Below are 23,690 nucleotides of genomic sequence, written 5' to 3' on the forward strand. Positions count from 1 at the left end.
GCGGACAGGTTGCTCGCTTGTGCGGGGCTCTGCTGTGCCGTCTGAAGGGAATCGGCACAGCCAGCATGCTCGAAGGTGCCCTCCCCTTGAAAAAGCAGCCAGCGCGCTCAGAGCGCACCAGTGAACCGCACTGCTGGACTCAAGGGGTTTTCCAGCACAAAAACAAACGCCCCGAACAGGTCGGGGCGTTTGTGGGTACATTCACTTGGGTGCTTTAACACCCGTCGCGATGCAGATCCGGCGCTATCAGTAAGCCTTGCCGGTCTTGTAGAAGTTCTCGAAGCAGAAGTTGGTGGCTTCGATGTAGCCTTCGGCGCCACCGCAGTCAAAACGCTTGCCCTTGAACTTGTAAGCCATTACGCAGCCGTTCTGGGCCTGCTTCATCAGGGCGTCGGTGATCTGGATTTCGCCACCCTTGCCTGGCTCGGTCTGCTCGATCAGATCGAAGATGTCCGGGGTCAGGATGTAACGACCAATGATTGCCAGGTTCGACGGAGCGTCTTCCGGCTTTGGCTTCTCGACCATGCTGTGTACGCGGTAGATGTCGTCGCGGATCATCTCGCCAGCAATCACGCCGTATTTGCTGGTTTCCTGCGGATCGACTTCCTGAATGGCGATGATCGAGCAGCGGAACTGCTTGTACAGCTTGACCATCTGGGTCAGTACGCCGTCGCCTTCGAGGTTGACGCACAGGTCGTCCGCCAGTACCACGGCGAACGGCTCGTCACCGATCAGTGGGCGACCGGTCAGAATCGCGTGGCCCAGGCCTTTCATTTCGGTCTGACGGGTGTAGGAGAACGAGCACTCGTCGAGCAGCTTGCGGATGCCGACCAGGTATTTTTCCTTGTCGGTGCCTTTGATCTGGTTTTCCAGCTCATAGCTGATGTCGAAGTGGTCTTCCAGAGCACGCTTGCCACGACCGGTCACGATCGAGATTTCAGTCAGGCCAGCATCCAGAGCTTCTTCAACGCCGTACTGGATCAGTGGCTTGTTTACCACCGGCAGCATTTCTTTGGGCATGGCTTTAGTCGCTGGCAGGAAGCGAGTACCGTAACCGGCTGCTGGGAACAAGCATTTCTTGATCATATAAGTCCTTGAAAGGGCTGTGTGTACGAGTTTCGGCGCAGTCTAATCAGGCGGCGTGCACCTTACAATGCCCCGCACTGGCTAACCGATGCCAACATAGAGAAATATTCTCTCCGATAGTTCCGTTGGCGTCTTCGACCCGCGAAAACAGAGTAGCTCAAACACGCAAATGCGCTGCATCACCATACGCTCATCGTCCCCCAATGTGAGGATTTGTCGGTATCATGGCGCCTTTGAACCAGCGAACGAGACAGATAGATGGCCGCGGTAAAAATCATCAACGGGTATGTGATCGACAAGAAAGACGGCAAGTGGAGCCTGACCACTACCAATGGCGAACACATCGCCGGGCCTTTCGACAGCGAGCAGTTGGCGACTGATGTAGCGTCGGTGTTCACCGACACACCGGCATCGTCCAAACGCCGTGGCAAAGATCAGGACTGATCGGTTGCGACACGTCCCGAGCCCTGCCCTTGTGCAGGGCTTTTTGTGACTGCCGGGCACACCAGCGCAAACAAGTGGCCAATCGCTATAACCTTTTCACTCCGGCGCTGTCAGAGCGTTTAGCCCCTCCATCGCTGAAGACGACACACCTATGAACATGAACAGATTGCTGCCGCTGATCGCGGTATTGGCCCTGGGTGGCTGTGCCACCTCGCAAACCACCTACCTGAACAACGGCGAACAGGGCCTGACCATCGATTGCTCGGGCGAGGCCAACTCCTGGGCCACCTGCTATGAGAAGGCCGATGCCTCCTGTGCCGGCACCGGTTATCGCATTGTCGGGACCGATGGCACGCCGGCACCCAAAGAAAGCGACAAGACTTTGGGGGTCGATGTCGGCAACTACAAAAACCGTAGCGTGGTGGTGGTCTGCAAATAGACCCTACATGTGAATCTCGGCGAATTTGATCCCGAGCCCACGCACGATCTCGATCAAGTCGTCGAGCCGGCCAAAGGATTCGACTTCGTCGTTATCGTCCACCAGGAAATAGCTGCGACCGGCGCTCTTCTTGAAAAACACGATCCACTCACCCGGGTTCGCCGGATTTTGAATGACATGCGTGGCAGAGATAAGGCCCTCTGCATGCCGTTCCCGTACTTGCTCTCGCTTCATGCGCGACTCCAGAAATGAAAATGCCGTCACAGCATGACTGTGACGGCATCGGTGCTGATGGCCGCTATTCTATCAGCCGGAAATACAGGCATTGGCGGCGTTTTGCACGTCACGAGGGCGAATCGGCACATTGGACATGCGCTCATGCAGCTTGATGCTGCTGCCGCCGGAGCGGTCGTCGATGTCAAACACCGCTGCCGCGCCAGTGGAAAATTTCCCGGGGACAATCACTCGCACGCCATCCTTGTGCGGCTGCATCTGCAGCGCGCCACGGCTGCTGGCCAGCTTGTCCGCAAGGCACTGAGCATACTCATGGGGTTTCTTGCCGGAAATCACGCTCATGGTCGGCAAGGTTTCATTGATTTCGGAAACACTCGCGCAACCACCCATGACCAACATCAACGGCAGACACACCACACCCCACTTCATACAAATACCTCCCATAAAGACCCTCGGACAGCAGTAATGCCATTTTTCTCCGAGGCTTACTCCATTAAACCCGCATCGAATCGCGAATAACTGTTTTTAATTGTCAAAGCAGCGCTCGACGGCGGGATAATAACCCGTTCGGGCTGATAAACTGCGCCAATCGCACATGCTATCGTTTTGATTTAGTAGAAAAAGCCCTTCTGGAGGCGCCCATGAAATTCATTCACCAGCGCGAGCACCTCAACGAAGACGACATTGTCGTCATCCAATGCTCGCAAACCTGCAACATCCGTTTGATGAACGACGCCAACTTCCGCGCGTTCAAGAATGGCGGACGCCACACCTACCACGGCGGCGCTTTCGACAAGTTTCCTGCGCGCATCACCGCGCCGAGCACCGGCTTCTGGAACATCACCATCGACACCGTCAGCCGTCGCGCCATCAGCGTCACGCGCAAACCGAACCTGACCCACTCGATCAAGATCATCCGCCGCTCCAGCACCAAACTCAGCTGAGTCGCCCTAACACAAGGTAAGTACGACCGTGGCCCAAACGACCAAATACGTCATCAAATACAAGCTCAACGGTGATCGCCGCTTCGAGTTCGCGCAACTGGAGCACGGCACCGTGGAAGAAGCCAAGGCTGCACTGGATGCCATCCACGGCCAGACCGGTGACGTGATCAGCGATATCGCCGTCAGCAAAGCCCTGTAACCCAGTCCGTCGAATTCAACCGCAAGCGGCGGGGTGTTCTGCAGCAGGGACTTGCCCAGACTGACAGCCTAGACCAAGTGTTCAGGAGTCAGCATGTCAATGTCCCCGTCACGGCTGGATGCGCTCGATTGGCCCAGCCTGGAGCAGCAACTGGATCAATACGGCTACGCCATCATCCGTTCGTTGCTGTCGGCGCCAGCCTGTGAGCGCTTGAGCGCCCTGTATTCACAGACCGAACCGTTTCGCTCGCAGGTCATCATGGCCCGCCACGGTTTCGGTCGCGGGGAGTACAAATACTTTCGATATCCCCTTCCGACCACCCTCGAACGTCTGCGCAACGCGCTATACCCACGCCTGATGCCGTTGGCTAATCGCTGGTACGAACGCATGAATTTGCCCGTCCGATTTCCCGCAACCCATGCCGAGTTTTTGCAGCAGTGCCACGCCGCCGGCCAGTTGCGACCGACGCCACTGCTGTTGCAATACGGCCCGCAGGACTACAACTGCCTGCATCAGGATCTGTATGGAGAACTGGTTTTCCCTCTGCAGGTGGCGATTCTTCTGTCAGCGCCGGGGCAAGACTTTACCGGCGGCGAGTTCGTCATGACCGAGCAACGTCCACGCATGCAGTCGCGTCCACACGTCGTGGATCTGCACAAGGGTGATGCAGTGCTTTTCGCAGTGAACCAGCGCCCGGTCAGAGGCACACGCGGCGACTACCGGGTGACCATGCGTCACGGCGTCAGTCGCCTGCACAGTGGAAATCGGCATACCCTAGGCATCATCTTCCACGACGCGTCCTGAGCAGCATGCAACCGACCACTTTCGACCTGTTCGCCGACCACGAACCCGAGCAGCAACCCCGTACCGAACAGATCGGCGATCAATCGTGGGTGTTGCGCGGCTTCGCCCTGCCGGTGCTCGATCAACTGCTGCCGGCGCTGGATGCCGTTCTCGCCGCAGCGCCGTTGCGTCACATGATGACGCCGGGCGGTTTCAGCATGTCGGTGGGCACCAGCAGTTGCGGCGCACTGGGCTGGATCACCGACCGCAGCGGTTATCGCTATAGCGCAGTGGACCCGTTGACCGGTAAGCCCTGGCCTGCGATGCCTCAAGTGCTGTCCGAGCTGGCACAGACAGCGGCGCAGCGTGCAGGATTTGCCGACTTCCGCGCAGATTCCTGCCTGATCAACCAATATATCCCCGGGGCCAAGATGTCTTTGCATCAGGACAAAGACGAAAATGCCTACGCCGCGCCGATCGTCTCACTGTCCCTGGGCTTGCCGGCCATGTTCCTGTTCGGTGGTTTTGCCCGCAGCGACAAGAGCCAGCGCATTCCTCTGCTGCACGGCGACATGGTGATCTGGGGCGGCGTCGATCGCCTGCGTTTTCACGGGGTGCTGCCGATCAAGCCCGGCCAGCATCCGCGTCTGGGCGAACGGCGGATCAACCTGACTTTTCGTGTTGCTGGATGATCCTGAAAAGTTTGACCGCAAGGCCCGGAGTGTTACGAACATCGCCGCTGGTTAACCTGAATCAAACAGGTCAACGGACTACTCGCCATGAAAAAGCTGTCGCCAATCATCAACGTTGAAACCGATCCACGCTGGGCTGCCGTCGTTGCGCGGGATCCTCGGGCTGACGGGCAGTTTGTCTACGCGGTGAAGACCACCGGCATCTATTGCCGCCCGAGCAGCCTGTCGCGGTTGCCCAAGCCGCAGAATGTCGAATTCTTCGACAACGCCGAAGCCGCCGAGGCGGCGGGTTACCGGCCGAGCAAGCGCACGAGCAAGGATCAGACTGACGTCGCCAGCCAACACGCCGCGACTGTGGCGATGGCTTGCCGCCAGATCGAGTCTTGCGAAACGGCGCCCGCGCTCAGCGAGCTCGCCGAAGCTGCCGGCCTCAGTCCTTTCCATTTTCACCGGGTGTTCAAGGCCGCTACCGGTCTGACGCCCAAGGGTTACGCAGCGGCGCATCGCGCGCGCAGGGTGCGGGAACGGCTAGCGGGTGGCGGCTCGGTCACTGATGCGCTGTACGACGCCGGCTTCAACTCCAACAGTCGCTTTTACGAATCAGCCGACAAGGTCCTGGGCATGAAGCCCGGAGACTATCGCGCTGCCGGGCGCAACAACGACATTCATTTCGCCGTCGGCCAATGCTCGCTCGGGGCGATTCTGGTGGCGCAAAGCGAACGCGGCGTGTGCGCGATTCTCTTGGGCGATGATCCACATCAACTGGTCTGCGACCTGCAGGATCAGTTCCGTCTGGCCAACCTGATTGGCGCCGATACCGGCTTCGAACAGTTGATTGCCAAGGTGGTGGGTTTCATCGAAGCCCCGGCACTGGGCCTCGACTTGCCACTGGACGTACGCGGCACGGCATTTCAGGAACGGGTGTGGCAGGCACTGCGGGAAATCCCGGCGGGCCGCACCGCCAGTTACGCCGAGATCGCTCAACGCATTGGTGCGCCGACCTCGATGCGCGCCGTGGCGCAGGCGTGTGGCGCCAACCGTCTGGCCGTAGCGATCCCCTGCCACCGCGTGGTGCGCAGCGATGGCAATCTCTCGGGGTATCGCTGGGGCGTAGAGCGCAAGCGCCAACTGCTGGAGCGCGAAACACAGCCTTAGCGCACGCCGATGTAGACCGACACGGACTCGGGGCCGGTATAGGCCTCGAAGTCGGTAACGTAACGGCGCTGGATCTGCGGATTCTCCTCAAAGAACTTCCAGATCTTTCCCCAGGTCGAGATGACCGCGTCAGGCAACGGCCCCTGCGCTTCGAATACCAGATACTCGCCCGCCTCGATCAGGACCGACTCGAAGTCTTTGGTCGGGGCATTCACGGCGACGCCGGCAGTGACATCGAACTCGCCCGAGGCATCCGACTCGTAAGCCGAATACACGCCATAAATGGCTGAGTTGGCTGACTTGCCCGGGATGGTTTCGGCCAATTCCTCGCCGAAAAACCGGCCCCACATCGGGCCGATTTTCGCGGTTTCGGGTTGGTGCTCTGTGGCGTTGGTGGTACGCACGCGCAGGCCGGCAACGGTGAAGGCGTCGATTTGCTGTCGTTTCAAGTCCATCGAAATTACCGCTCCCTGAATAGAAATGCGGCCACACGGGCCGCAATGACGCCTACTTTGTCAGCGATTGACGTCGACCACAACCCTGCCGCGAAGCTGTCCGGCAAGCAGCTCAGGTGCCGCGTCGATGGCATCGCTCAGGGCGATTTCGTGACTGATCAATGGCAACAGGGCGAAGTCCAGATCCTTGGCCAGACGCGCCCAGGCCTCGATCCGCCGCGCTTTGGGCTGAGTTACGCTGTTGATCCCCGCCAGCGTCACGCCGCGCAGAATGAACGGCGCCACCGACGCCGGAAAATCCATGCCCTGAGCCAGACCGCAGGCAGCGACGGTGCCCTCGGCGCGGGTACTGGCGCAAGCGTTGGCCAAGGTGTGACTGCCGACCGAATCGATCACCCCGGCCCAACGTTCCTTGGCCAGCGGTCTGCCCGGCTCCGACAAGGTTGCGCGGTCGATGATCTCGCTGGCGCCCAGTTGTTTCAAGTACTCATGCTCGGACACCCGGCCCGTGGACGCCACCACGCGATAACCGAGCTTGCTGAGCAAGGCGATGGCGAAACTGCCCACCCCGCCATTGGCGCCGGTCACCAGCACTTCGCCCTGATCCGGGGTCACGCCGTTACGCTCCAGCGCCAGAATGCACAGCATCGCCGTGTAGCCGGCGGTACCGATGGCCATGGCTTGCGCGGCGGTAAAGGCTTTGGGCAACGGAATCAGCCAGTCACCATTGAGCCGCGCCTTCTGCGCCAGCCCGCCCCAGTGACTTTCGCCCACCCCCCAGCCATTGAGCAGCACCTGATCACCGGCCTGGTAGTCGGGATGCGAACTGACTTCCACCGTGCCCGCCAGATCGATCCCCGGCACCATCGGAAACTTGCGCACCACCGGACTGCTGCCGGTAATCGCCAGACCTTCCTTGAAGTTCAGCGTGCTGTACGCGACCTTCACCGTCACGTCGCCATCGGGCAACTGTGCTTCGCTGATCTGCTGCAGGCTGGCGCGGTAACCGCTGTCGTCTTTTTCGATCAAAATGCCGTTGAACATGGCTGCCTCTCAATCAATGATTTCAAATCCTCGTGCCCTGAAATAACACAAAGCAACACATTGCCCCACCCGACTTTGCGCCAATTCGCAAATCCGCCAAGTAATTGTGAAGCGGGCGGCTATGCTTTTTCGACGGTCGTGCTTTCGCTGTCATCCCTGCTGAAAGCGGCCCCTGTCGATGGAGCTGACAATGCCTTACCCGCGCTCATTGCTAGCGATGCTGATGCTGTGCCTGCTGATCATTGGCAACACTTGGGCAGCCTCCCCCCCTGCGACGAAAGACACTGCGGGCAGCGCGCCGACATGGCCGCAAGTGATTACCAGCGGCAAGGCCAGACTCACCGTGTATCAGCCGCAACTCGACAGTTGGGATGGCTACACCCTCAATGCCCGCGCTGCCGTCGAAGCCACCGGAGCCGATGGCAAACCCACTTTCGGCATTGTCCAGTTCAGCGCGCACACGCTGGTCGACAAGGCCACGCGCTGGGTCGCGCTGGATCAATACAAGATCATCAAGGCCGACTTCCCCGCCGATGCCAGTCAGGCCGACGTCTGGCTTGGAGCCCTGCAAAAAGATGCCGAAAGCCGCAAGAAAACCATATCCCTCGATCAACTCGAAGCCGCGGTCGGCGTGCTGTCGGCAGAGCAGAAAGCCGACAGCGCGCCACTGGAAAATACCCCGCCCGCGATCATCAGTTCCGACGTCCCTGCCCTGCTCGTCTACATCGATGGCGACGCCGTCTACCGGGCGGTCGAGGGCACCGGGCTGCAACGGGTGATCAACACCCGTCCGCTATTGCTCAAGGACGCCGAAGGCAAACACTACCTGCACGTGTTCGACGGCTGGATGGTCGCTGGTAGCCTGAACGGCGAATACACCCGGCTGGCCACGCCGCCGGCTGATCTGGAGAAAGCCAAACAGGCGGCGATCCAGAGTCGTCAGGTCGATCTGCTGACCGGCCAGAGCGATCCGAAAGACAAGGTTCCGAGTCTGGCCAAATCACCGCAACCGAAAATCTTCATCGCCACCACGCCCACTGAACTGATCGTCACCGACGGCGCGCCGCAGTGGCTGCCGATACAGGGCACCCGTCTGCTGTATGTGAGCAATACCACCGGGCATATCTTCAAGGAAATCGGCGACCAGAACAGTTACGTGCTGATCTCCGGCCGCTGGTTCCGCGCCGCTGACATGCAAGGCCCATGGACCTTCACCCCGGCTGACAAACTGCCGGCAGACTTCGCCAATATCCCGGATGACAGCCCGAAAGAGAACGTCAAGGCGTCGGTCGCCGGAACGCCACAGGCCAGGGAAGCCGCGATCGCTGCAACCATTCCGCAAACCTCGGCGATCAAGAAAAGCGCAGTGAAAATGACCGCGCCGCAGTTCGATGGCGAGCCGCAGTTGAAGGCGATCAACAGCACGCCGCTGCAATACGTGGTCAACAGCGCGACGCCGATCATTCGGGTCGACAGCGACAGCTGGTATGCGGTGGAAAACGGTATCTGGTTCAGCGCCACCTCGGTTAACGGACCGTGGGCCGTGGCCAGCTCCGTACCGGCGGTGATCTATTCGATCCCGCCGAGTTCACCGATGCATTACCTCACCTACGTCAAAGTCTATGAATCCAGCGGCGATACCGTGGTGGTGGGCTACACCCCCGGCTATCAAGGATCGAATCTGGATCCGGCCACGGGTGTGGTGGTCTATGGCACCGGTTATCCCTACACGCCGTGGGTCGGCAGCGTCTGGTACGGGCCGCCGGTGACCTACGGTTTCGGCGTCGCCATGCGCTACACGCCGTGGACTGGCTGGACCTTCGGTTTCGGCTTCGGCTGGAGCTGGGGCGGCAACACCGTGGCGATGGGTTGGGGCTGGGGCGCTTATCCATGGTGGGGCAATTACGGCTGGGGTTACGCCTGGGGCCCGCGCCTGTACCCCGCGCCGCTGGCCTGGGGCGGCGCCGCTTACGGCTATCGCGGGGGCGCCGTGGCCTGGGGGCCCGGTGGCTGGGCCGGCACCACCGGCAATATCTATCGGCAATGGGGCGACCGCGCGACGGTGAGTCGCTATGGCGCCGGATACAACGCCTGGACCGGCAATCGCTGGGCCGGCCAGGTCGGCTCCTCCTACAACTCGCGCACCGGCATTGCAGCCGCAGGCCAGCGCGGTGCCGTACACAATGTCTACAACGGCAATTACGCGGCCGGGCGCAGTGGTGAGGTGGTCGGGCCGAACGGTGGCGCCATCGCCGGTGGAAAAGTGACCGCAGGCAATGCTCGCAATGGCACCCAGGTCACCGCCAATCGTGGCGCGGTGTACAACCCCAACACTGACAAGACCACACAATATGGCGGCGTGAAAGGACGTAACGGCGGCGCCGCGCGAGTGGGCGACAACGTCTACGCCGGGCACGACGGCAACGTTTACAAGAAAACCGACAACGGCTGGCAATCGATGGTCAAGGGCAGCCCGACTCGCACGGCACCGGTCAACAACAATGCCCAGTTGCAAAACCTCAATCGCGAGTCGGCCGCACGTAACTTCGGCAACCAGCGAACCAACAACTTTCACAATTCCTCGCAAGTCATGAACCGGTCATTTGGAGGCGGCGGTGGCGGTGGCGGTGGTTTTCATCGACGCTGACGGCGCGCGACTGTCCGTGTGCGAAAAAATCGGACTGGCCCTGGGGCCGGCTTAGCTGTTAAAAAACCGGTTCTGCCGTCCCTGCCCCGCTTCATCGTTCGGAGAACCGCTTCCATGAGCCAATGGCCTGACACCCGCATCCTTGACCTGCTCGGCATCGAGCTGCCGATCATCCAGGCCCCGATGGCCGGTGCCACGAACTCGTCCATGGTGATCGCCGTGTGCAACGCCGGCGGCTTGGGTTCGATGCCAGCCGCGATGCTGAGCATCGAGCAGTTGCGCGAAGAGCTGAAGACCATTCGCGAGCACACTCGCAAGCCGTTCAACGTCAATTTCTTCTGCCACCAGCCACCGGCCGCCAATGAACAGCTCGCGCAAGACTGGAAAAATCTGCTGGAGCCGTACTACCGCGAACTGGGTGTCGATTTCGACGCACCGACACCGGTTTCCAACCGGGCGCCATTCGATGCGGCAGCGTGCGAAGTGCTGGACGAGTTTCGCCCGGAAGTGGTGAGTTTTCACTTTGGTCTGCCGGAGAAATCCTTGCTGGATCGGGTCAAGGCCACGGGTGCGAAAATCCTTTCGTCCGCTACCACTGTCGATGAAGCGGTGTGGCTTGAGCAAAACGGTTGCGACGCGATCATCGCCATGGGTTACGAGGCTGGCGGGCATCGCGGGATGTTTCTCAGCGATGACCTGAGCAGCCAGGTCGGCACCTTTGCTCTGGCTCCGCAGATCGTTGATGCGGTGAAGGTGCCGGTGATCGCTGCCGGGGCCATCGCCGATGCGCGCGGTGTGGCCGCGGCGTTGCTGCTCGGCGCGTCAGCGGTACAGGTCGGCACCGCGTATCTGTTCACCCCGGAAGCGAAAGTCAGCGCCTCGCATCACCAGGCGCTGCGTACCGCCAAGGAAAGTGAAACCGCGATGACCAACCTGTTCACCGGCCGTCCGGCTCGCGGCATTCTCAATCGGGTGATGCGCGAAATCGGGCCGATGTCGCCCATCGCCCCGGCGTTCCCGCTGGCTGGCGGGGCGCTGATGCCATTGCGCGCCAAAAGTGAAGCGCAATTCAGTAACCTCTGGGCCGGTCAGGCATTCCCGCTGGGCAAGGAGCTGAGCAGCGCCGAACTGACCCAGGAACTGGCGCAAGGCGCGCTGGAAAAATTGGTCCGTCGCTGATCCGATCCGGGGTGAGGCGTGTCATAGCTTCATCCTGTATACAACAGCACTTCCTGTTTAGCGGCATTTCGCTATATATTTCGCTATATAGCGTTTCACCCCCTCGCATCGGTGCAGTCCACCCACAACAATAACTGCCCTCTGCACTCGCCCATAACGGAGCTGTTACATGACCATTCGTGCCTCACGTTTTGCCCCAACCTGCCTGGCTTCCCTGCTGGCGGTATTCGCTTTCGGCGCCGCTCAGGCTGATGAAGTGCAGGTGGCGGTTGCCGCCAACTTCACAGCACCGATCCAGGCAATTGCTGCCGATTTCGAAAAAGACACCGGGCACAAACTGGTCGCCGCCTACGGTGCCACCGGTCAGTTCTATACCCAGATCAAGAACGGCGCACCGTTCGAAGTGTTCCTCTCGGCTGACGACACCACTCCGGCAAAACTGGAAACCGAAGGCGACACCGTCAAAGGCTCGCGCTTCACCTACGCCATCGGCACCCTGGCACTGTGGTCGGCGAAAGAAGGTTACGTCGATTCGAAGGGTGAAGTCCTGAAGAAAAACGAATACCAGCACCTGTCCATCGCCAATCCGAAAGCCGCGCCATATGGCCTGGCAGCCACTCAGGTGCTGGAAAAACTCAAGCTGACTGAGGCGACCAAAGCCAAGATCGTCGAAGGCCAGAACATCACTCAGGCCTATCAGTTCGTGTCCACCGGCAACGCTGAACTGGGCTTCGTGGCGCTGTCGCAGATCTACAAGGACGGCAAGGTCACCAGCGGTTCGGCGTGGATCGTTCCAGCGAGCATGCATGACCCGATCAAACAGGATGCGGTGATTCTGAACAAAGGCAAGGACAGCGCCGCCGCCAAAGCCTTGGTTGAATACCTCAAAGGCCCGAAAGCCGCTGCGGTGATCAAGTCCTACGGTTACCAGCTCTAAATGTCGCTGACGAGTGCCGACTTCGCGGCGATCTGGCTGACCCTGAAACTGGCGTCCCTGACCACCGCTATCCTGCTGGTCGTCGGCACTCCGATTGCCCTGTGGTTGTCGCGCAGCCGTTCCTGGCTGCGCGGCCCCATCGGCGCAATCGTCGCCCTGCCCCTCGTACTGCCGCCGACCGTGATCGGCTTCTATCTGCTGCTGGCGATGGGGCCCAACGGCTTTCTCGGCCATTTCACTCAGTGGCTGGGCCTGGGCACCCTGACTTTCAGCTTCACCGGGCTGGTGATCGGTTCGGTGATCTATTCCATGCCGTTTGTGGTGCAACCGTTGCAAAACGCGTTCTCGGCGATCGGCACCCGCCCACTGGAAGTGGCCGCAACGTTGCGCGCCAATCCATGGGACACTTTTTTCAGCGTGATCCTGCCTTTGGCCCGCCCCGGTTTCGTGACCGCGGCGATCCTCGGCTTCGCGCACACCGTCGGTGAATTCGGCGTCGTGCTGATGATCGGCGGCAACATTCCCGACAAGACCCGAGTGGTCTCGGTGCAAATCTACGACCATGTCGAGGCCATGGAATATGCCCAGGCCCATTGGCTGGCCGGGGCGATGCTGGTGTTTTCGTTTCTGGTGTTGCTGGCGCTCTACTCCAGCCGCAAGACCCGCGCGGGCTGGAGCTGATCAATGATTGATGCACGTCTGAAAATCGCTTATTCGGGTTTCAGCCTGGATGTCGATCTGCATTTGCCGGGACGCGGCGTGACCGCACTCTACGGTCATTCCGGCTCAGGCAAGACCACCTGCCTGCGTTGTATCGCCGGTCTTGAGCGGGCCGAACAGGGTTTTATCAAGGTCAACGACGAAGTCTGGCAGGACAGCGAGCGACGAATTTTTGTCCCGCCGCACAAACGTTCAATCGGTTATGTGTTTCAGGAAGCGAGTCTGTTTCCGCACCTGTCGGTACTGGCCAACCTGCAGTTCGGCCTCAAACGCATCGCCAAGGCCCAGCGTCGGGTCGACATGGCGCAGGCCACCGAACTGCTGGGCATCGGCCATTTGCTGGAGCGCCATCCGCAGCACCTGTCCGGCGGCGAACGCCAGCGTGTCGGCATCGCCCGCGCACTGTTGACCAGCCCGAAACTGTTGCTGATGGATGAGCCGCTGGCCGCCCTCGACAGCCAACGCAAAAACGAAATCCTGCCGTACCTGCAACGTCTGCACGATGAGCTGGAGATTCCAGTGCTCTACGTCAGCCACGCGCAAGATGAAGTGGCTCGCCTGGCCGATCATCTGGTGTTGCTCAGCGACGGCAAGTCCCTGGCCAGCGGCCCGATTGGCGAAACCCTCGCCCGGCTGGATCTGCCAATGGCGATGGGCGATGACGCCGGGGTGATCATCGAAGGCCAGGTCAGCGCCTACGATGCCGAGTACCAGTTGCTCAGCCTGCAATTGCCGGCCACCGCCATGAACATCCGCGTGACTCACGCGCCAATGGCAGTCGGCCAAGCCCTGCGTTGCAAGGTGCATGCGCGGGACATCAGTCTGGCCCTGCACAACAGCGAGGCCAGCAGCATCCTCAATCGCTTGCCGGTGACCGTGGTCAGCGAGCTTGCGGCGGACAATGCCGCGCATGTGCTGATTCGTCTCGATGCCGGCGGCACACCGCTGCTGGCGCGGATCACACGGTTTTCCCGGGATCAGCTCGGCATACACCCGGGCCAGCATTTGTGGGCGCAGATCAAGGCCGTCGCCGTACTGGCCTGAATTCGTTGGCACGACGGCCATGGTGCGCGGTCAATCGCTGTAACAGAGCGATTCGCCAAGGACACTGCCATGCCCGACACCGCGCCAGCCGACGTGCTCCCACCCGACCTGCATTACGTCGACGATACCCAACCCGGCCTGACCCGCAAAAAACTGCGCGGCAAGTTCGCCTATTTCGATCCGGCCGGGCAGCGCATCACCGACCCTGATGAGATCAAACGGATCAATTCGCTGGCAGTGCCGCCGGCCTACACCGACGTGTGGATCTGCGCCGATCCGCGTGGCCATTTGCAGGCCACTGGCCGCGATGCCCGTGGCCGCAAGCAGTATCGCTATCACCCACGCTGGCGCGAGGTGCGCGATGCAGACAAGTACTCGCGCTTGCGTGAATTCGGCCTGGCGCTGCCAAAACTGCGCAAACAGCTTGAAACGCTGCTGGATGCTCCCGGCTTCAGTCGCGACAAGGTGATGGCCACCGTCATCACGCTGCTCGACGCCACGCTGATCCGCGTCGGCAATACCCAGTACGCACGGGACAACCGCTCCTACGGTCTGACCACCCTGCGCAGCCGGCATGTCGAGGTCAACGGCAGCGCGATTCTGTTCCAGTTTCGCGGCAAAAGCGGCATCGAACACCAGATCACCGTGAAAGATAGACGTCTGGCGCGCATCATCAAGCGCTGCCTGGAAATCCCCGGACAGAATCTGTTCCAGTACCTGGACGAAAACGGTGAGCGACACTCCGTCAGCTCGCACGACGTCAACACCTACTTGCAAACCCTCACCGGCGCCGACTTCACTGCCAAGGATTACCGAACCTGGGCCGGCAGTGCGCTGGCCCTGGCGGTATTGCGCGAGCTGCAATGGGAGTCGGAAACCGAGGCGAAACGGCATGTGGTGGAGATGGTGAAGAGCGTCTCCAAACAATTGGGCAACACCCCGGCGGTGTGCCGTAAGTGCTACATCCATCCGGCCGTGGTCGAGCGTTTCCTGCTCGGTGCGCTGGCCGAATTACCACGCCCGAGAGTCCGCAAGGGCTTGCGCTCCGAGGAAGTGGCGCTGGCGATGTTTCTTGAGCAAATGATGGATGCGCCTTGATCTGCGCTGGATGGGTGGTCTAGGCTAGCCACCTATCCCCCTTCAGGACGACCGCAGAAAGTGAACAATCAAGCCTTCTGAAAATGTAATCGCGATAAGCGCTGAATAGCGCCTGTCAGTGTTCACGACATTTTTCGGAGGTGCCGATGACTCACGTCTCGCGTACGCCTGCCCTCGTCTCCCTGAATCAAACGACTTTTCAGTTCGCTAATGGCGAGACGATTTTCAACGAGCTGAATCTGCAATTCGATCACACCCACACCGCAATAGTCGGGCGCAACGGCGTCGGTAAAAGCGTGCTGGCCAAGCTGATTGCCGGACACTTGCAACCGACTGCCGGCAGCGTGACTTGCTCGGTTCCCCTGGCCTATATGGCGCAAACATTCACCGCCGACGCGGGACAGACCGTGGCCGACGCCACGGGCACCGCTACCGCGCTTCGCGCATTGCAACGGTTGCAGTGCGGCGAGGCGTCGCCGAAAGATTTCGACATCCTCGGCGAACGCTGGGATCTGCCCGAACGCCTGCGCCAATGGCTGGATGACGCCGGTCTGCCGGACGTCGCCCCCACGGATTTGACCCAACCGCTGAGCGGCGGCCAGCAAGCGCGATTGGCGTTGATCGGGGCATTTCTGAATCCGCCGCATCTGTTGGTGCTGGATGAACCGACCAACCATCTCGACGGCCCCGGCCGCGACTGGCTGATGAACAGGCTGGAGCACTGGCGCGGCGGATTGATCGTCATCAGCCACGATCGCCAATTGCTTGAGCGCATGCAGCGTATCGTCGAGCTGACGCCGCGGGGTGCCACGGTGTACGGCGGCAATTTTTCCACTTACCAGCAGCAACGACAGATCCATCAGGCGGCGGCGCAAGCGACGCTGGATCAAAGCAGAACCGAGCGCCGGCGCGAGCAGCAGCGCTTGCAAAACGAACACGACACCATCCAGCGCCATGCTGCCCGCTCACTGCGCAACGCCAGAACCGCCAATGTCTCGGGTTTCGAGCGCGCAGGCCTCAAAGGTGCCGCGAGGCAGATCATGGGCCAGGTGCGGCATGGTCATCAGCAGCGCAAATCGGAGCTCGACGCGCAGGTGCGTGATGCCTACGCCAACGTGCTCCCGGACGATGTGGTGCTGATGAACCTGCCCGGCAGTTCAGTGCCTGCCGCGCGTAGGGTCTGTACGCTGATTGATGCGTGTGTGCCATGGCTACCGACGCAACCGTTCAATCTCACGCTGAGTGGTCCTGTGCGCGTCGCCGTCAATGGTCCGAACGGCTGCGGCAAATCGACGTTGCTCAGGTTGCTCGCGGGCCAACTGCATCCCGCCAGCGGCGAATGCATCACCCATATTCCCGTGGCTTATCTGGACCAGCATCTGAAGTTGCTGGACGACGGTCTCAGCGTCATCGAGCAACTGCTCGCGCTGCAGAGCCCGTTGAGTGAAAGCGCACTGCGCAGCCACTTGGCTCATCTGCAACTGGACGCGCAACGGGTGACCCGACCGAGCGTTTCACTGAGCGGTGGAGAACGCCTGAAAGCCGCACTGGCGGTGGCATTGTGGGGCAAGACGCCCGCGCAACTGTTGTTGCTCGACGAGCCGAGCAATCATCTGGATCTGGCGTCGGTGCAAGCTTTCGAACAGGCATTGCAGACGTTTCCCGGTGCAATTGTCGCGGTTTCCCACGATTCTGACTTTCTGCAAGCCTTGAGGCCGACGCATCGCCTGGATGGGAACCGCGAGGGATGGCGGCTGCAACCGACGAACTGACTGTCTATTTTTTGCACGATCGGCCACGGCTTCTATAGTTGATCTGACACCCATTTGCTGTGGTGACGCCATGGAAGACATATTTGTCGTGAAGCGCTGCAACAAGATCATCATTCACGGCCGGCGCGCCGGGGAAAGCCAGCATGAACCCGCCGAGGCCAGCAGTTGGTTTCGGATCAACGATACCCGCACCGGCGGCTTCATCGGTGATGGCTACGACCTTGAGGAAGAGGCCCGACACGAATGCCGACGGCTCAATGCGGCCAGCTCGCCAATGCTGGCGCGCCAAACAGCCGGCTGATGCAATTGACAGGCGGGGTCTATACTCAAGGCAGCTGACGGACCAGCGCCCCAACGGCAGACAGCTCGCAACCCGCGAGCTTTTTGCTGCCTCTCAACGGTTTGTCTGAACGGAGGTGTTCCATGTCCGAAAAAGAGTCCATCACCACCCTCCTCACCCTGCTCGACTCCCGTCAGGCGCGCCTTGCCGCGGCCTGCAAGGAAATCGCCGACTGGGTCGATCATCAAGGCGGGCACCCGACCGCCCTGCGCATCCGTGATCGCCTTAACGACATCGAAAAAGACACGCCGCTGATCCGCCGCACTCTGTCTTCGCTAGAACCCGTCGAACGGCCGTTGCCTCGCTTCAGATGATTGCACAGCGATAAACGACAGTCTCCTGGCCTACCACTTGGCCGATACAGCGAACCCCAGCTGCCGTGAGGGGTCATAACCTGTACACGTCACCCAGGAGACTGTTCATGGTTATCCATTTCAAAACAGACGGACATCTGGCTTGTGGTCACAAGGGCAACAACCTTGCCTCGAGCCTGGAACTCAATCGCGTCAAATGCCGCAGCTGCCGCAACACCGATGCCTACAAGGAAGCGCGCAAAACCCAGCGCAATGCGGCACGGCGCGCGGCTCGCCACACCAAGGCTGACCACGGCGCGTCGAACTGGCGTACGGAGTGGATCGAACGACTGACCGCGCTGGCTGGGCCGCAGCGCCTGCCACGGGGCTTTTTCGGGCAAGCGTTTGTATAACCGCTTGATGTGGTGTCTTTAGTACATCACTCGATGTGAACTGCCCGAATTCAGCTCGAACCCATAAATGCCCTGGCCTTATCGTCAGGGCTTTTTGTTGAAAACACCGGATCGAGCAGCCCGTAATCCTGAATCAGGCTTGCAAATAGCCAACACGCCCGCATAACCAGAACCGTATCTACAGTCACCGAGAGGCAAAAAAGATCATGACCGGACAAACCGAAACCGCGATTCTCGCCGGCGGCTGCTTCTGGGGCATGCAGGACCTGCTGCGGCGTTATCCTGGCGTGCTGAAAACCCGCGTCGGTTACACCGGCGGCGAGGTGCCGAATGCCACCTACCGCAACCACGGCAACCACGCCGAGGCCATCGAAATCATCTTCGACCCGGCCGTGATCAGCTACCGGCAGATCCTCGAGTTCTTCTTCCAGATCCACGACCCCAGCACGCCTGACCGCCAAGGCAACGATCTCGGCCCCAGCTATCGTTCGGCGATTTATTACCTCAGCGACGAGCAACGCGACATCGCCGAGGACACCGCCGCCGACGTCGACGCTTCTGGTCTTTGGCCGGGCCGAGTGGTCACCGAAATCGAACCTGCCGGACCGTTCTGGGAAGCGGAACCGGAGCATCAGGACTACCTGGAGCGGATACCGAATGGCTACACCTGCCACTTCATCCGCCCGAACTGGAAACTGCCAAAGCGCGGCTGACAAGACACCTGCTTAATCATTCCACGCACGGCGTTGGCCTTAACCAAGGCCGGCGCCAAACGTCGCCGGTTTACCGCGTTACGAAACCTTACTGTATTGAAAAAAGATCGATGGTTGATTGCGCGACGACTGTTTGCGCACTTCCAGAATCGATCATTTTGGCGAGTCCTTCCTTAGCACAGTTCAAGCGCCCGAGGATGAACATACGTTCATCGCAAGCATGGCTCAATGCGTCTAGCCTGCGGGTTCCAACATAGTGCCTACAGGAGTACCCCACCATGTTCTCGCACGAAAGCCTCCCGCTGATCGCCATTTTCATCATCATGCTGCTGTGCGTGCTTGCAGCGTTTTTACACCCGGTTCACGCTTTCTTCAGCTGGGTTCGCCGGCGTAGGGAAAGAGCGTCTGCCCGGACTCAGGAAGAAGTAAATTCGCGCTGAGTGATTCCTCTGACAGGCCCGGATACGTCCGGGCTTTTTGTTTCCTGCCAATCAGCACAATATTTTTCAAGAGGGTGAAGCGGCCTTGCTTACGTAATCACCTCGACCTGATTAAGTCCCCTCCCATCCACCTGCTGGAGAATCTCTTCAGCAGTCGAGTCCGCAACGGGCATGACCAATGCTGGTCTCGACATCGTCGAAATGTAGCTCCAGCAGACGCATTGCAACATCCTGGACGCGAAGCATCGGGTCACGCTATTGACACCCTGCCAATTGGTTGATGGCTAAAGAGCGACAATAGCTGGCAACCTCTCATTTTTAATGATTGATCGAATAGGCTATGCCCACTGAAGCAATTACCGTCATGGCAATGGCACGCTCAAACTTCGGGTATCTCAGCGAAGCCCGAGATGAAATTCAGCTTCTTGCGCTGAAGAGCAGTTCGATCAGCTTTAACCAGGCACTACAAATATCCGGAATGATCACTCACGACGAATTGACATGTCTTACAGAAGAACTGGAGACCGTCTGCCTGGCTTGGTACAGCCTGCGCATTTAGTCCCCGGCGCAGTCCGAATCTTCCACCTGCCCCTGTCAGATGAATGAAAACCCCGCTCAGTAGCAGGCTTACCGCACTTCACTTAAGGATGAGCATCATGAACGATGATTTGAAGCAGTCAGGCTCGACTACTACCACACAGACCACCACCTCGCTGGAGCAGGTGAAAACCGGAAGAGCCTTGGATTTCACCTGGGCGCCTAACACCAACACAACGACCACCACTGTATCGGCAGACTTTGTCGACTATCGAGTCGATACCACCCAAGGCAGCCCGACTGGAGACAGCCACTCCATTGCACGATTTACCTATGTTCAGGGCAACGGTGGCGGTCAGATCAGCCAACTTTTTCTCGAAGAAATGCGCGCAGGAGTACGCGCCAACACCCAGATCGGGCTGTTGGTAGGGCGAAAGTGGGTTCTGGACCCCAATGGCGAAGTCTCGGGCAGCATCGGCACCTATGTGATCGAGCAATTCGATGACATGCGCGCCAGTGTGAATTATGTCGGCTCCTTCGCACGCGTCTTCGCCGACCCGAGGATGGTCAGCTACCACGCCGGCGGCCACGTTCACACCAATGTCTCTATCACCAGCAGCAGGCCCCTGACCATGGCGGATTCAGGTAAGTCGATCCTGGTCATTAGCGACACAGACGTCACGCTGACGATTGGTGACGATGTGATTGAAGGGTTCAAGGCGACACTAATCCAGGCTGCCGCCGGAAAGATCAACATTGCAGTGTCGAACAGCCACATGATCTACAGCAACGCCGGAACCCGCACCCGTACGCTCGCCCCTCTAGACGAGTTGGAAGTCAGTACCTTCCCATTCGGGCCGGTGTACTTGGCCTTCCGTGTCAAACCCACAGCCTGAAGAACCTCGTGCGCTGGCCGAACCCGCTCTAAATGCCATCTTGATCAAATCATGGCGCGGAAGTCTGCGCAGGAGATTTGACATGGCCTGAGGGCAACTGAGTTGAAGCAGCTGAATCACAAGGGCAAAAAGGTCGTGCCCGCAAGGTAAATGGCTGATCAAGTCCAAAATGGCGGACCGGAAACAAACAAGGGTTTGCCTCAGCTTTCGCCCGCAAACCCTTGATTTTAGATGGTGCCCGAAGCCGGAATCGAACCGGCACGCCCTTACGAGCGGGGGATTTTAAGTCCCATGCGTCTACCAGTTTCGCCATTCGGGCGGTAGCGCGGTGTAGTGCTCATGTCAGTCGACCAGCACGCCTGACAATGTTGAGCCTTGCGAAGCAGAGCGGGAAATATATACATCACGTCCCGGTGAAGCAAGTTCACAGTAGCTGATTTCAAGACTAAATCTTGCAGCGCACTGGAAATAAAAAAGCTCCGTAAATCATGGATCTACGGAGCTTGTTTATAGTGGAGGCCGAGGTCGGAATCGAACCGGCGTAGGCGGATTTGCAATCCGCTGCATAACCATTTTGCTACTCGGCCTCAAACGATCGCTGTTTAGTAGCACAACAACAACCGCGTACAAACTTGGAGCGGGAAACGAGACTCGAACTCGCGACCCCGACCTTGGCAAGGTCGTGCTCTACCAACTGAGCTATTCCCGCTTGGTGTGGCGCATTCTATAGATTTCAGAAGCCCCGTCAACCCTTTGATTCAAAAAAGTTTTATTTCTTTTCAACGTCGGTTTTGAGATGCGGCCAAGCGGCCCGCAGGTATTGAACCATCGACCACAATGTCAGGCCCGCCGAGATCATCAGCAAGGCATAACCCAGCAAGACCCAGAAGCTGAAGTCACGCGGATTGGCCAGCAGGATCACCAGCGCCAGCATTTGCGCCGCGGTTTTCCACTTGCCGAGATTGGACACCGCTACATGCGCGCGAGCGCCGAGTTCGGCCATCCATTCGCGCAAGGCCGATACGACGATCTCACGGCCAATGATCACGGCAGCGGGAAGTGTCAGCCACAAGTTGCCATGTTCCTGCACCAGAAGTACCAGCGCGACCGCCACCATCAACTTGTCAGCAACCGGATCGAGAAACGCACCGAACGGCGTGCTTTGTTCCAGGCGGCGGGCCAGGTAGCCATCCAGCCAGTCAGTTGCCGCGGCAAAAGCGAATACCGAGGCGGAAGCCATATAGCTCCACTGGTAAGGCAAGTAAAACAACAAAATAAAGATCGGTATGAGCAGGACGCGGAGAACGGTAATCAGATTAGGGATATTCATCGGCACAACTGGCTACGAGGTGAGTTGGCATTCTACTCGCTATGCAGGTTTGCATAAATCGACTCTGCGAGCTTTTTACTGATCCCCGGTGCTTTGGCGATCTCTTCGATGCTTGCACGAGACAGCTCCTGCAATCCACCAAAATGTTTCAACAAGTCCCGACGGCGAGTTGGCCCGACGCCCGCAACGCCTTCCAGCGTTGACGTGCGGCGGGTCTTGCCCCGCCGCGCACGGTGGCCGGTAATCGCGAAGCGGTGAGCTTCGTCGCGAATCTGCTGTATCAGATGCAGTGCCGGCGAATCTCCGCGCAAGGTGAACTCATGCGCTGCATCATTAAGATACAAAGTTTCGAAACCCGCCTTGCGTGTTGCGCCCTTGGCCACACCCAGCAGGATCAGATCCGGCACCGCCAATTCGTTGAGCACATCACGCGCCATCGACAACTGACCTTTGCCGCCGTCCACCAGCAGAATGTCCGGCAGCTTGCCCTCCCCGTCCTTCAGTTTGCTGAAGCGGCGAGTCAAGGCCTGATGCATGGCCGCATAGTCATCGCCCGCAGTGACGCCCTCAATGTTGTAACGACGATAGTCGGATTTGATCGCGCCTTCCGGGCCGAACACCACACAGGAAGCGACAGTAGCCTCACCACTGGAGTGACTGATGTCATAGCACTCAAGTCGCTGCGGTGGCTCATCCAGATTCAGCACTTCAGCCAGCGCATCGAAGCGTGCAGCCGTGTGTTGACGATTGGCCAGGCGTGCACCCAGCGCCTGCTCGGCATTGGTGACTGCCAACTGCTGCCAGCGAGCCCGGGTGCCACGCACCCGGTGACTGATGCTCAGTTCACGACCACGTAGCTCATGGATCGCTCCGATCAGGGCGGTGGCGTCTTCAGGAACTACGTTGACGATCAACTCGCTCGGCAGGTCGCGTTCCGGACTGCTGATGAAATATTGACCGAGGAACGCCGCCATGACTTCGGCAACCTCCTCCTCGATACCGACCTGAGGAAAGAAGTTCTTGCTGCCCAGAACTCGTCCGCCGCGCACGCTGATCAGATGAACACAGGCACCACCTGGATTGACGAAGGCTGCAATGACATCGATGTCGCCCGTGCCGCCTTCCATGCTTTGCTGATCCTGGACCCGGCGCAGCAAGGCAATCTGGTCACGCAACTCGGCGGCACGCTCGAATTCAAGATTGATCGCCGCCTCTTCCATTGCCGTGGACAGTTCATTGGTCAGCGCATGACTGCGCCCCTCGAGAAACATCACCGAATGGCGCACATCCTCGGCGTAGACCTCTGGTTCGACAAGGCCGACACAAGGCGCCTTGCAGCGCTTGATCTGATATTGAAGGCACGGGCGAGTGCGATTCTTGTAGTAACTATCTTCGCACTGGCGGACGAAAAAGGTCTTTTGCAGCAGGCTGAGGCTTTCGCGAATGGCCCCGGCGCTCGGATACGGGCCGAAATACTTGCCCTTGGCCTTCTTCGCACCACGGTGGATGCTCAGGCGTGGGAACTGGCCGTCAGACAGAAACACATAAGGGTAGGACTTATCATCGCGCAACAGAATGTTGTACGGCGGCCGCCACTCCTTGATCAGCGTCTGTTCAAGCAGCAACGCCTCGGTTTCGTTGGCGGTGATGGTGGTTTCGACCTGCGCGATACGCCCGACCAGCGCAGCGGTTTTCGGCGCCAGCCCGGTCTTGCGAAAATAGCTGGCAAGGCGCTTCTTCAGGTTCTTGGCCTTGCCTACGTACAGCAGGCGCGCCTCGCTGTCGAACATGCGATAGACGCCGGGACGCCCACTGACAGTCGCCAGAAAGGCGCCGGGATCAAATGCTTCAGTCAT

Annotated in this window: 28 protein-coding genes and 3 tRNA genes; 21 read left to right on the top strand and 10 right to left on the bottom strand. The window is 59.5% G+C overall.

The window, feature by feature from the left end; genetic code table 11:
• Positions 1 to 246: 246 nt before the first annotated feature.
• Entirely contained in the window at positions 247 to 1,086 is an 840-nt protein-coding gene (gene galU / locus ACVHNU_RS11590) for a UTP--glucose-1-phosphate uridylyltransferase GalU (RefSeq protein ID WP_007912230.1), read from the bottom strand.
• Between the two features lie 258 nt (positions 1,087 to 1,344).
• On the opposite strand from galU, the gene ACVHNU_RS11595 reads away from it, so the two are divergent.
• Entirely contained in the window at positions 1,345 to 1,530 is a 186-nt protein-coding gene (locus ACVHNU_RS11595; RefSeq protein ID WP_401061806.1) for a hypothetical protein, read from the top strand.
• Positions 1,531 to 1,681: 151 nt separating this feature from the next.
• Positions 1,682 to 1,969 carry a hypothetical protein gene (locus ACVHNU_RS11600; RefSeq protein WP_003225390.1) on the top strand — a complete coding sequence of 96 codons (288 nt, stop codon included), beginning with the start codon at positions 1,682 to 1,684 and terminating at the stop codon, positions 1,967 to 1,969.
• Between the two features lie 3 nt (positions 1,970 to 1,972).
• Here ACVHNU_RS11600 and ACVHNU_RS11605 read toward each other — a convergent pair whose 3' ends face one another.
• Positions 1,973 to 2,203, bottom strand: coding sequence for a hypothetical protein (locus ACVHNU_RS11605; RefSeq protein WP_473019783.1), 231 nt, complete (start codon positions 2,201 to 2,203; stop codon positions 1,973 to 1,975).
• Positions 2,204 to 2,275: 72 nt separating this feature from the next.
• Positions 2,276 to 2,632 carry a hypothetical protein gene (locus tag ACVHNU_RS11610; protein WP_262141107.1) on the bottom strand — a complete coding sequence of 119 codons (357 nt, stop codon included), beginning with the start codon at positions 2,630 to 2,632 and terminating at the stop codon, positions 2,276 to 2,278.
• A gap of 212 nt (positions 2,633 to 2,844) precedes the next feature.
• Between ACVHNU_RS11610 and ACVHNU_RS11615 the strand changes: the two genes are divergently transcribed.
• The 5 genes from ACVHNU_RS11615 (at position 2,845) to ada (ending at position 5,976) form a co-directional block, all read left to right on the top strand.
• Complete coding sequence (locus ACVHNU_RS11615) at positions 2,845 to 3,147, top strand: DUF1883 domain-containing protein (protein ID WP_003225394.1); 303 nt, start codon at positions 2,845 to 2,847, stop codon at positions 3,145 to 3,147.
• Positions 3,148 to 3,175: 28 nt separating this feature from the next.
• Positions 3,176 to 3,346: a hypothetical protein gene (locus ACVHNU_RS11620; protein WP_473019784.1), complete on the top strand. Its 171-nt coding sequence runs from the start codon at positions 3,176 to 3,178 to the stop codon at positions 3,344 to 3,346.
• Positions 3,347 to 3,439: 93 nt separating this feature from the next.
• The gene (locus ACVHNU_RS11625; protein ID WP_003225399.1) at positions 3,440 to 4,150 is read left to right on the top strand and encodes a 2OG-Fe(II) oxygenase; all 711 of its coding nucleotides are present in this window, start codon (positions 3,440 to 3,442) and stop codon (positions 4,148 to 4,150) included.
• A gap of 5 nt (positions 4,151 to 4,155) precedes the next feature.
• Positions 4,156 to 4,821: a DNA oxidative demethylase AlkB gene (gene alkB, locus ACVHNU_RS11630; protein WP_473019785.1), complete on the top strand. Its 666-nt coding sequence runs from the start codon at positions 4,156 to 4,158 to the stop codon at positions 4,819 to 4,821.
• A gap of 87 nt (positions 4,822 to 4,908) precedes the next feature.
• Complete coding sequence (gene ada, locus ACVHNU_RS11635; protein ID WP_473019786.1) at positions 4,909 to 5,976, top strand: bifunctional DNA-binding transcriptional regulator/O6-methylguanine-DNA methyltransferase Ada; 1,068 nt, start codon at positions 4,909 to 4,911, stop codon at positions 5,974 to 5,976.
• Here the strand turns inward: ada and ACVHNU_RS11640 are convergent.
• Positions 5,973 to 6,431, bottom strand: a complete 459-nt coding sequence (locus ACVHNU_RS11640) for a GyrI-like domain-containing protein (RefSeq protein ID WP_473019787.1) — start codon at positions 6,429 to 6,431, stop codon at positions 5,973 to 5,975. The genes ada and ACVHNU_RS11640 overlap by 4 nt on opposite strands.
• Before the next feature lie 60 nt (positions 6,432 to 6,491).
• Positions 6,492 to 7,475, bottom strand: coding sequence for an acrylyl-CoA reductase (NADPH) (gene acuI, locus ACVHNU_RS11645; RefSeq protein ID WP_473019788.1), 984 nt, complete (start codon positions 7,473 to 7,475; stop codon positions 6,492 to 6,494).
• A 190-nt stretch (positions 7,476 to 7,665) separates the two neighbouring features.
• On the opposite strand from acuI, the gene ACVHNU_RS11650 reads away from it, so the two are divergent.
• From ACVHNU_RS11650 to ACVHNU_RS11715, 14 genes are all read left to right on the top strand, one after another.
• Positions 7,666 to 10,122 (top strand): autotransporter, encoded by a 2,457-nt coding sequence (locus tag ACVHNU_RS11650; protein ID WP_473019789.1) that lies wholly within the window; start codon positions 7,666 to 7,668, stop codon positions 10,120 to 10,122.
• 114 nt (positions 10,123 to 10,236) lie between these two features.
• The gene (locus tag ACVHNU_RS11655) at positions 10,237 to 11,301 is read left to right on the top strand and encodes an NAD(P)H-dependent flavin oxidoreductase (RefSeq protein ID WP_473019790.1); all 1,065 of its coding nucleotides are present in this window, start codon (positions 10,237 to 10,239) and stop codon (positions 11,299 to 11,301) included.
• Between the two features lie 169 nt (positions 11,302 to 11,470).
• Complete coding sequence (gene modA, locus ACVHNU_RS11660) at positions 11,471 to 12,238, top strand: molybdate ABC transporter substrate-binding protein (protein ID WP_003225406.1); 768 nt, start codon at positions 11,471 to 11,473, stop codon at positions 12,236 to 12,238.
• Positions 12,239 to 12,919: a molybdate ABC transporter permease subunit gene (gene modB / locus ACVHNU_RS11665; RefSeq protein WP_003225407.1), complete on the top strand. Its 681-nt coding sequence runs from the start codon at positions 12,239 to 12,241 to the stop codon at positions 12,917 to 12,919.
• A 3-nt stretch (positions 12,920 to 12,922) separates the two neighbouring features.
• Positions 12,923 to 14,002, top strand: a complete 1,080-nt coding sequence (gene modC, locus ACVHNU_RS11670) for a molybdenum ABC transporter ATP-binding protein (RefSeq protein WP_473019791.1) — start codon at positions 12,923 to 12,925, stop codon at positions 14,000 to 14,002.
• 69 nt (positions 14,003 to 14,071) lie between these two features.
• Positions 14,072 to 15,100, top strand: coding sequence for a DNA topoisomerase IB (locus ACVHNU_RS11675; protein ID WP_473019792.1), 1,029 nt, complete (start codon positions 14,072 to 14,074; stop codon positions 15,098 to 15,100).
• A gap of 146 nt (positions 15,101 to 15,246) precedes the next feature.
• On the top strand, positions 15,247 to 16,872 hold the full coding sequence (locus tag ACVHNU_RS11680) for an ABC-F family ATP-binding cassette domain-containing protein (RefSeq protein ID WP_473019793.1): 1,626 nt from the start codon (positions 15,247 to 15,249) through the stop codon (positions 16,870 to 16,872).
• Between the two features lie 70 nt (positions 16,873 to 16,942).
• Entirely contained in the window at positions 16,943 to 17,173 is a 231-nt protein-coding gene (locus tag ACVHNU_RS11685; RefSeq protein WP_003225411.1) for a hypothetical protein, read from the top strand.
• A gap of 122 nt (positions 17,174 to 17,295) precedes the next feature.
• Positions 17,296 to 17,526, top strand: a complete 231-nt coding sequence (locus tag ACVHNU_RS11690; RefSeq protein ID WP_003225412.1) for a hypothetical protein — start codon at positions 17,296 to 17,298, stop codon at positions 17,524 to 17,526.
• Between the two features lie 107 nt (positions 17,527 to 17,633).
• A complete protein-coding gene (locus ACVHNU_RS11695) occupies positions 17,634 to 17,918 on the top strand; it encodes a hypothetical protein (RefSeq protein WP_003225413.1) in 285 nt (94 codons plus the stop codon).
• Between the two features lie 206 nt (positions 17,919 to 18,124).
• Positions 18,125 to 18,631 (top strand): peptide-methionine (S)-S-oxide reductase MsrA, encoded by a 507-nt coding sequence (msrA, locus tag ACVHNU_RS11700; protein WP_473019794.1) that lies wholly within the window; start codon positions 18,125 to 18,127, stop codon positions 18,629 to 18,631.
• 278 nt (positions 18,632 to 18,909) lie between these two features.
• A complete protein-coding gene (locus ACVHNU_RS11705; RefSeq protein ID WP_003225415.1) occupies positions 18,910 to 19,071 on the top strand; it encodes a hypothetical protein in 162 nt (53 codons plus the stop codon).
• A 340-nt stretch (positions 19,072 to 19,411) separates the two neighbouring features.
• On the top strand, positions 19,412 to 19,630 hold the full coding sequence (locus tag ACVHNU_RS11710) for a hypothetical protein (RefSeq protein ID WP_045122476.1): 219 nt from the start codon (positions 19,412 to 19,414) through the stop codon (positions 19,628 to 19,630).
• 97 nt (positions 19,631 to 19,727) lie between these two features.
• Positions 19,728 to 20,504, top strand: a complete 777-nt coding sequence (locus tag ACVHNU_RS11715) for a hypothetical protein (RefSeq protein WP_473019795.1) — start codon at positions 19,728 to 19,730, stop codon at positions 20,502 to 20,504.
• A 232-nt stretch (positions 20,505 to 20,736) separates the two neighbouring features.
• Here ACVHNU_RS11715 and ACVHNU_RS11720 read toward each other — a convergent pair.
• The 5 genes from ACVHNU_RS11720 to uvrC all read right to left on the bottom strand — a co-directional run bounded on the left by ACVHNU_RS11720 (position 20,737) and on the right by uvrC (position 23,690).
• Positions 20,737 to 20,823: transfer RNA gene (locus ACVHNU_RS11720), tRNA-Leu, on the bottom strand.
• 194 nt (positions 20,824 to 21,017) lie between these two features.
• A tRNA-Cys gene (locus ACVHNU_RS11725) sits at positions 21,018 to 21,091 on the bottom strand.
• 46 nt (positions 21,092 to 21,137) lie between these two features.
• Positions 21,138 to 21,213: transfer RNA gene (locus ACVHNU_RS11730), tRNA-Gly, on the bottom strand.
• Positions 21,214 to 21,273: 60 nt separating this feature from the next.
• Positions 21,274 to 21,834: a CDP-diacylglycerol--glycerol-3-phosphate 3-phosphatidyltransferase gene (gene pgsA, locus ACVHNU_RS11735; protein WP_003225417.1), complete on the bottom strand. Its 561-nt coding sequence runs from the start codon at positions 21,832 to 21,834 to the stop codon at positions 21,274 to 21,276.
• A 32-nt stretch (positions 21,835 to 21,866) separates the two neighbouring features.
• The gene (gene uvrC / locus ACVHNU_RS11740) at positions 21,867 to 23,690 is read right to left on the bottom strand and encodes an excinuclease ABC subunit UvrC (protein ID WP_473019796.1); all 1,824 of its coding nucleotides are present in this window, start codon (positions 23,688 to 23,690) and stop codon (positions 21,867 to 21,869) included.

The organism is Pseudomonas sp. Ors-4-3C, from assembly GCF_055755035.1.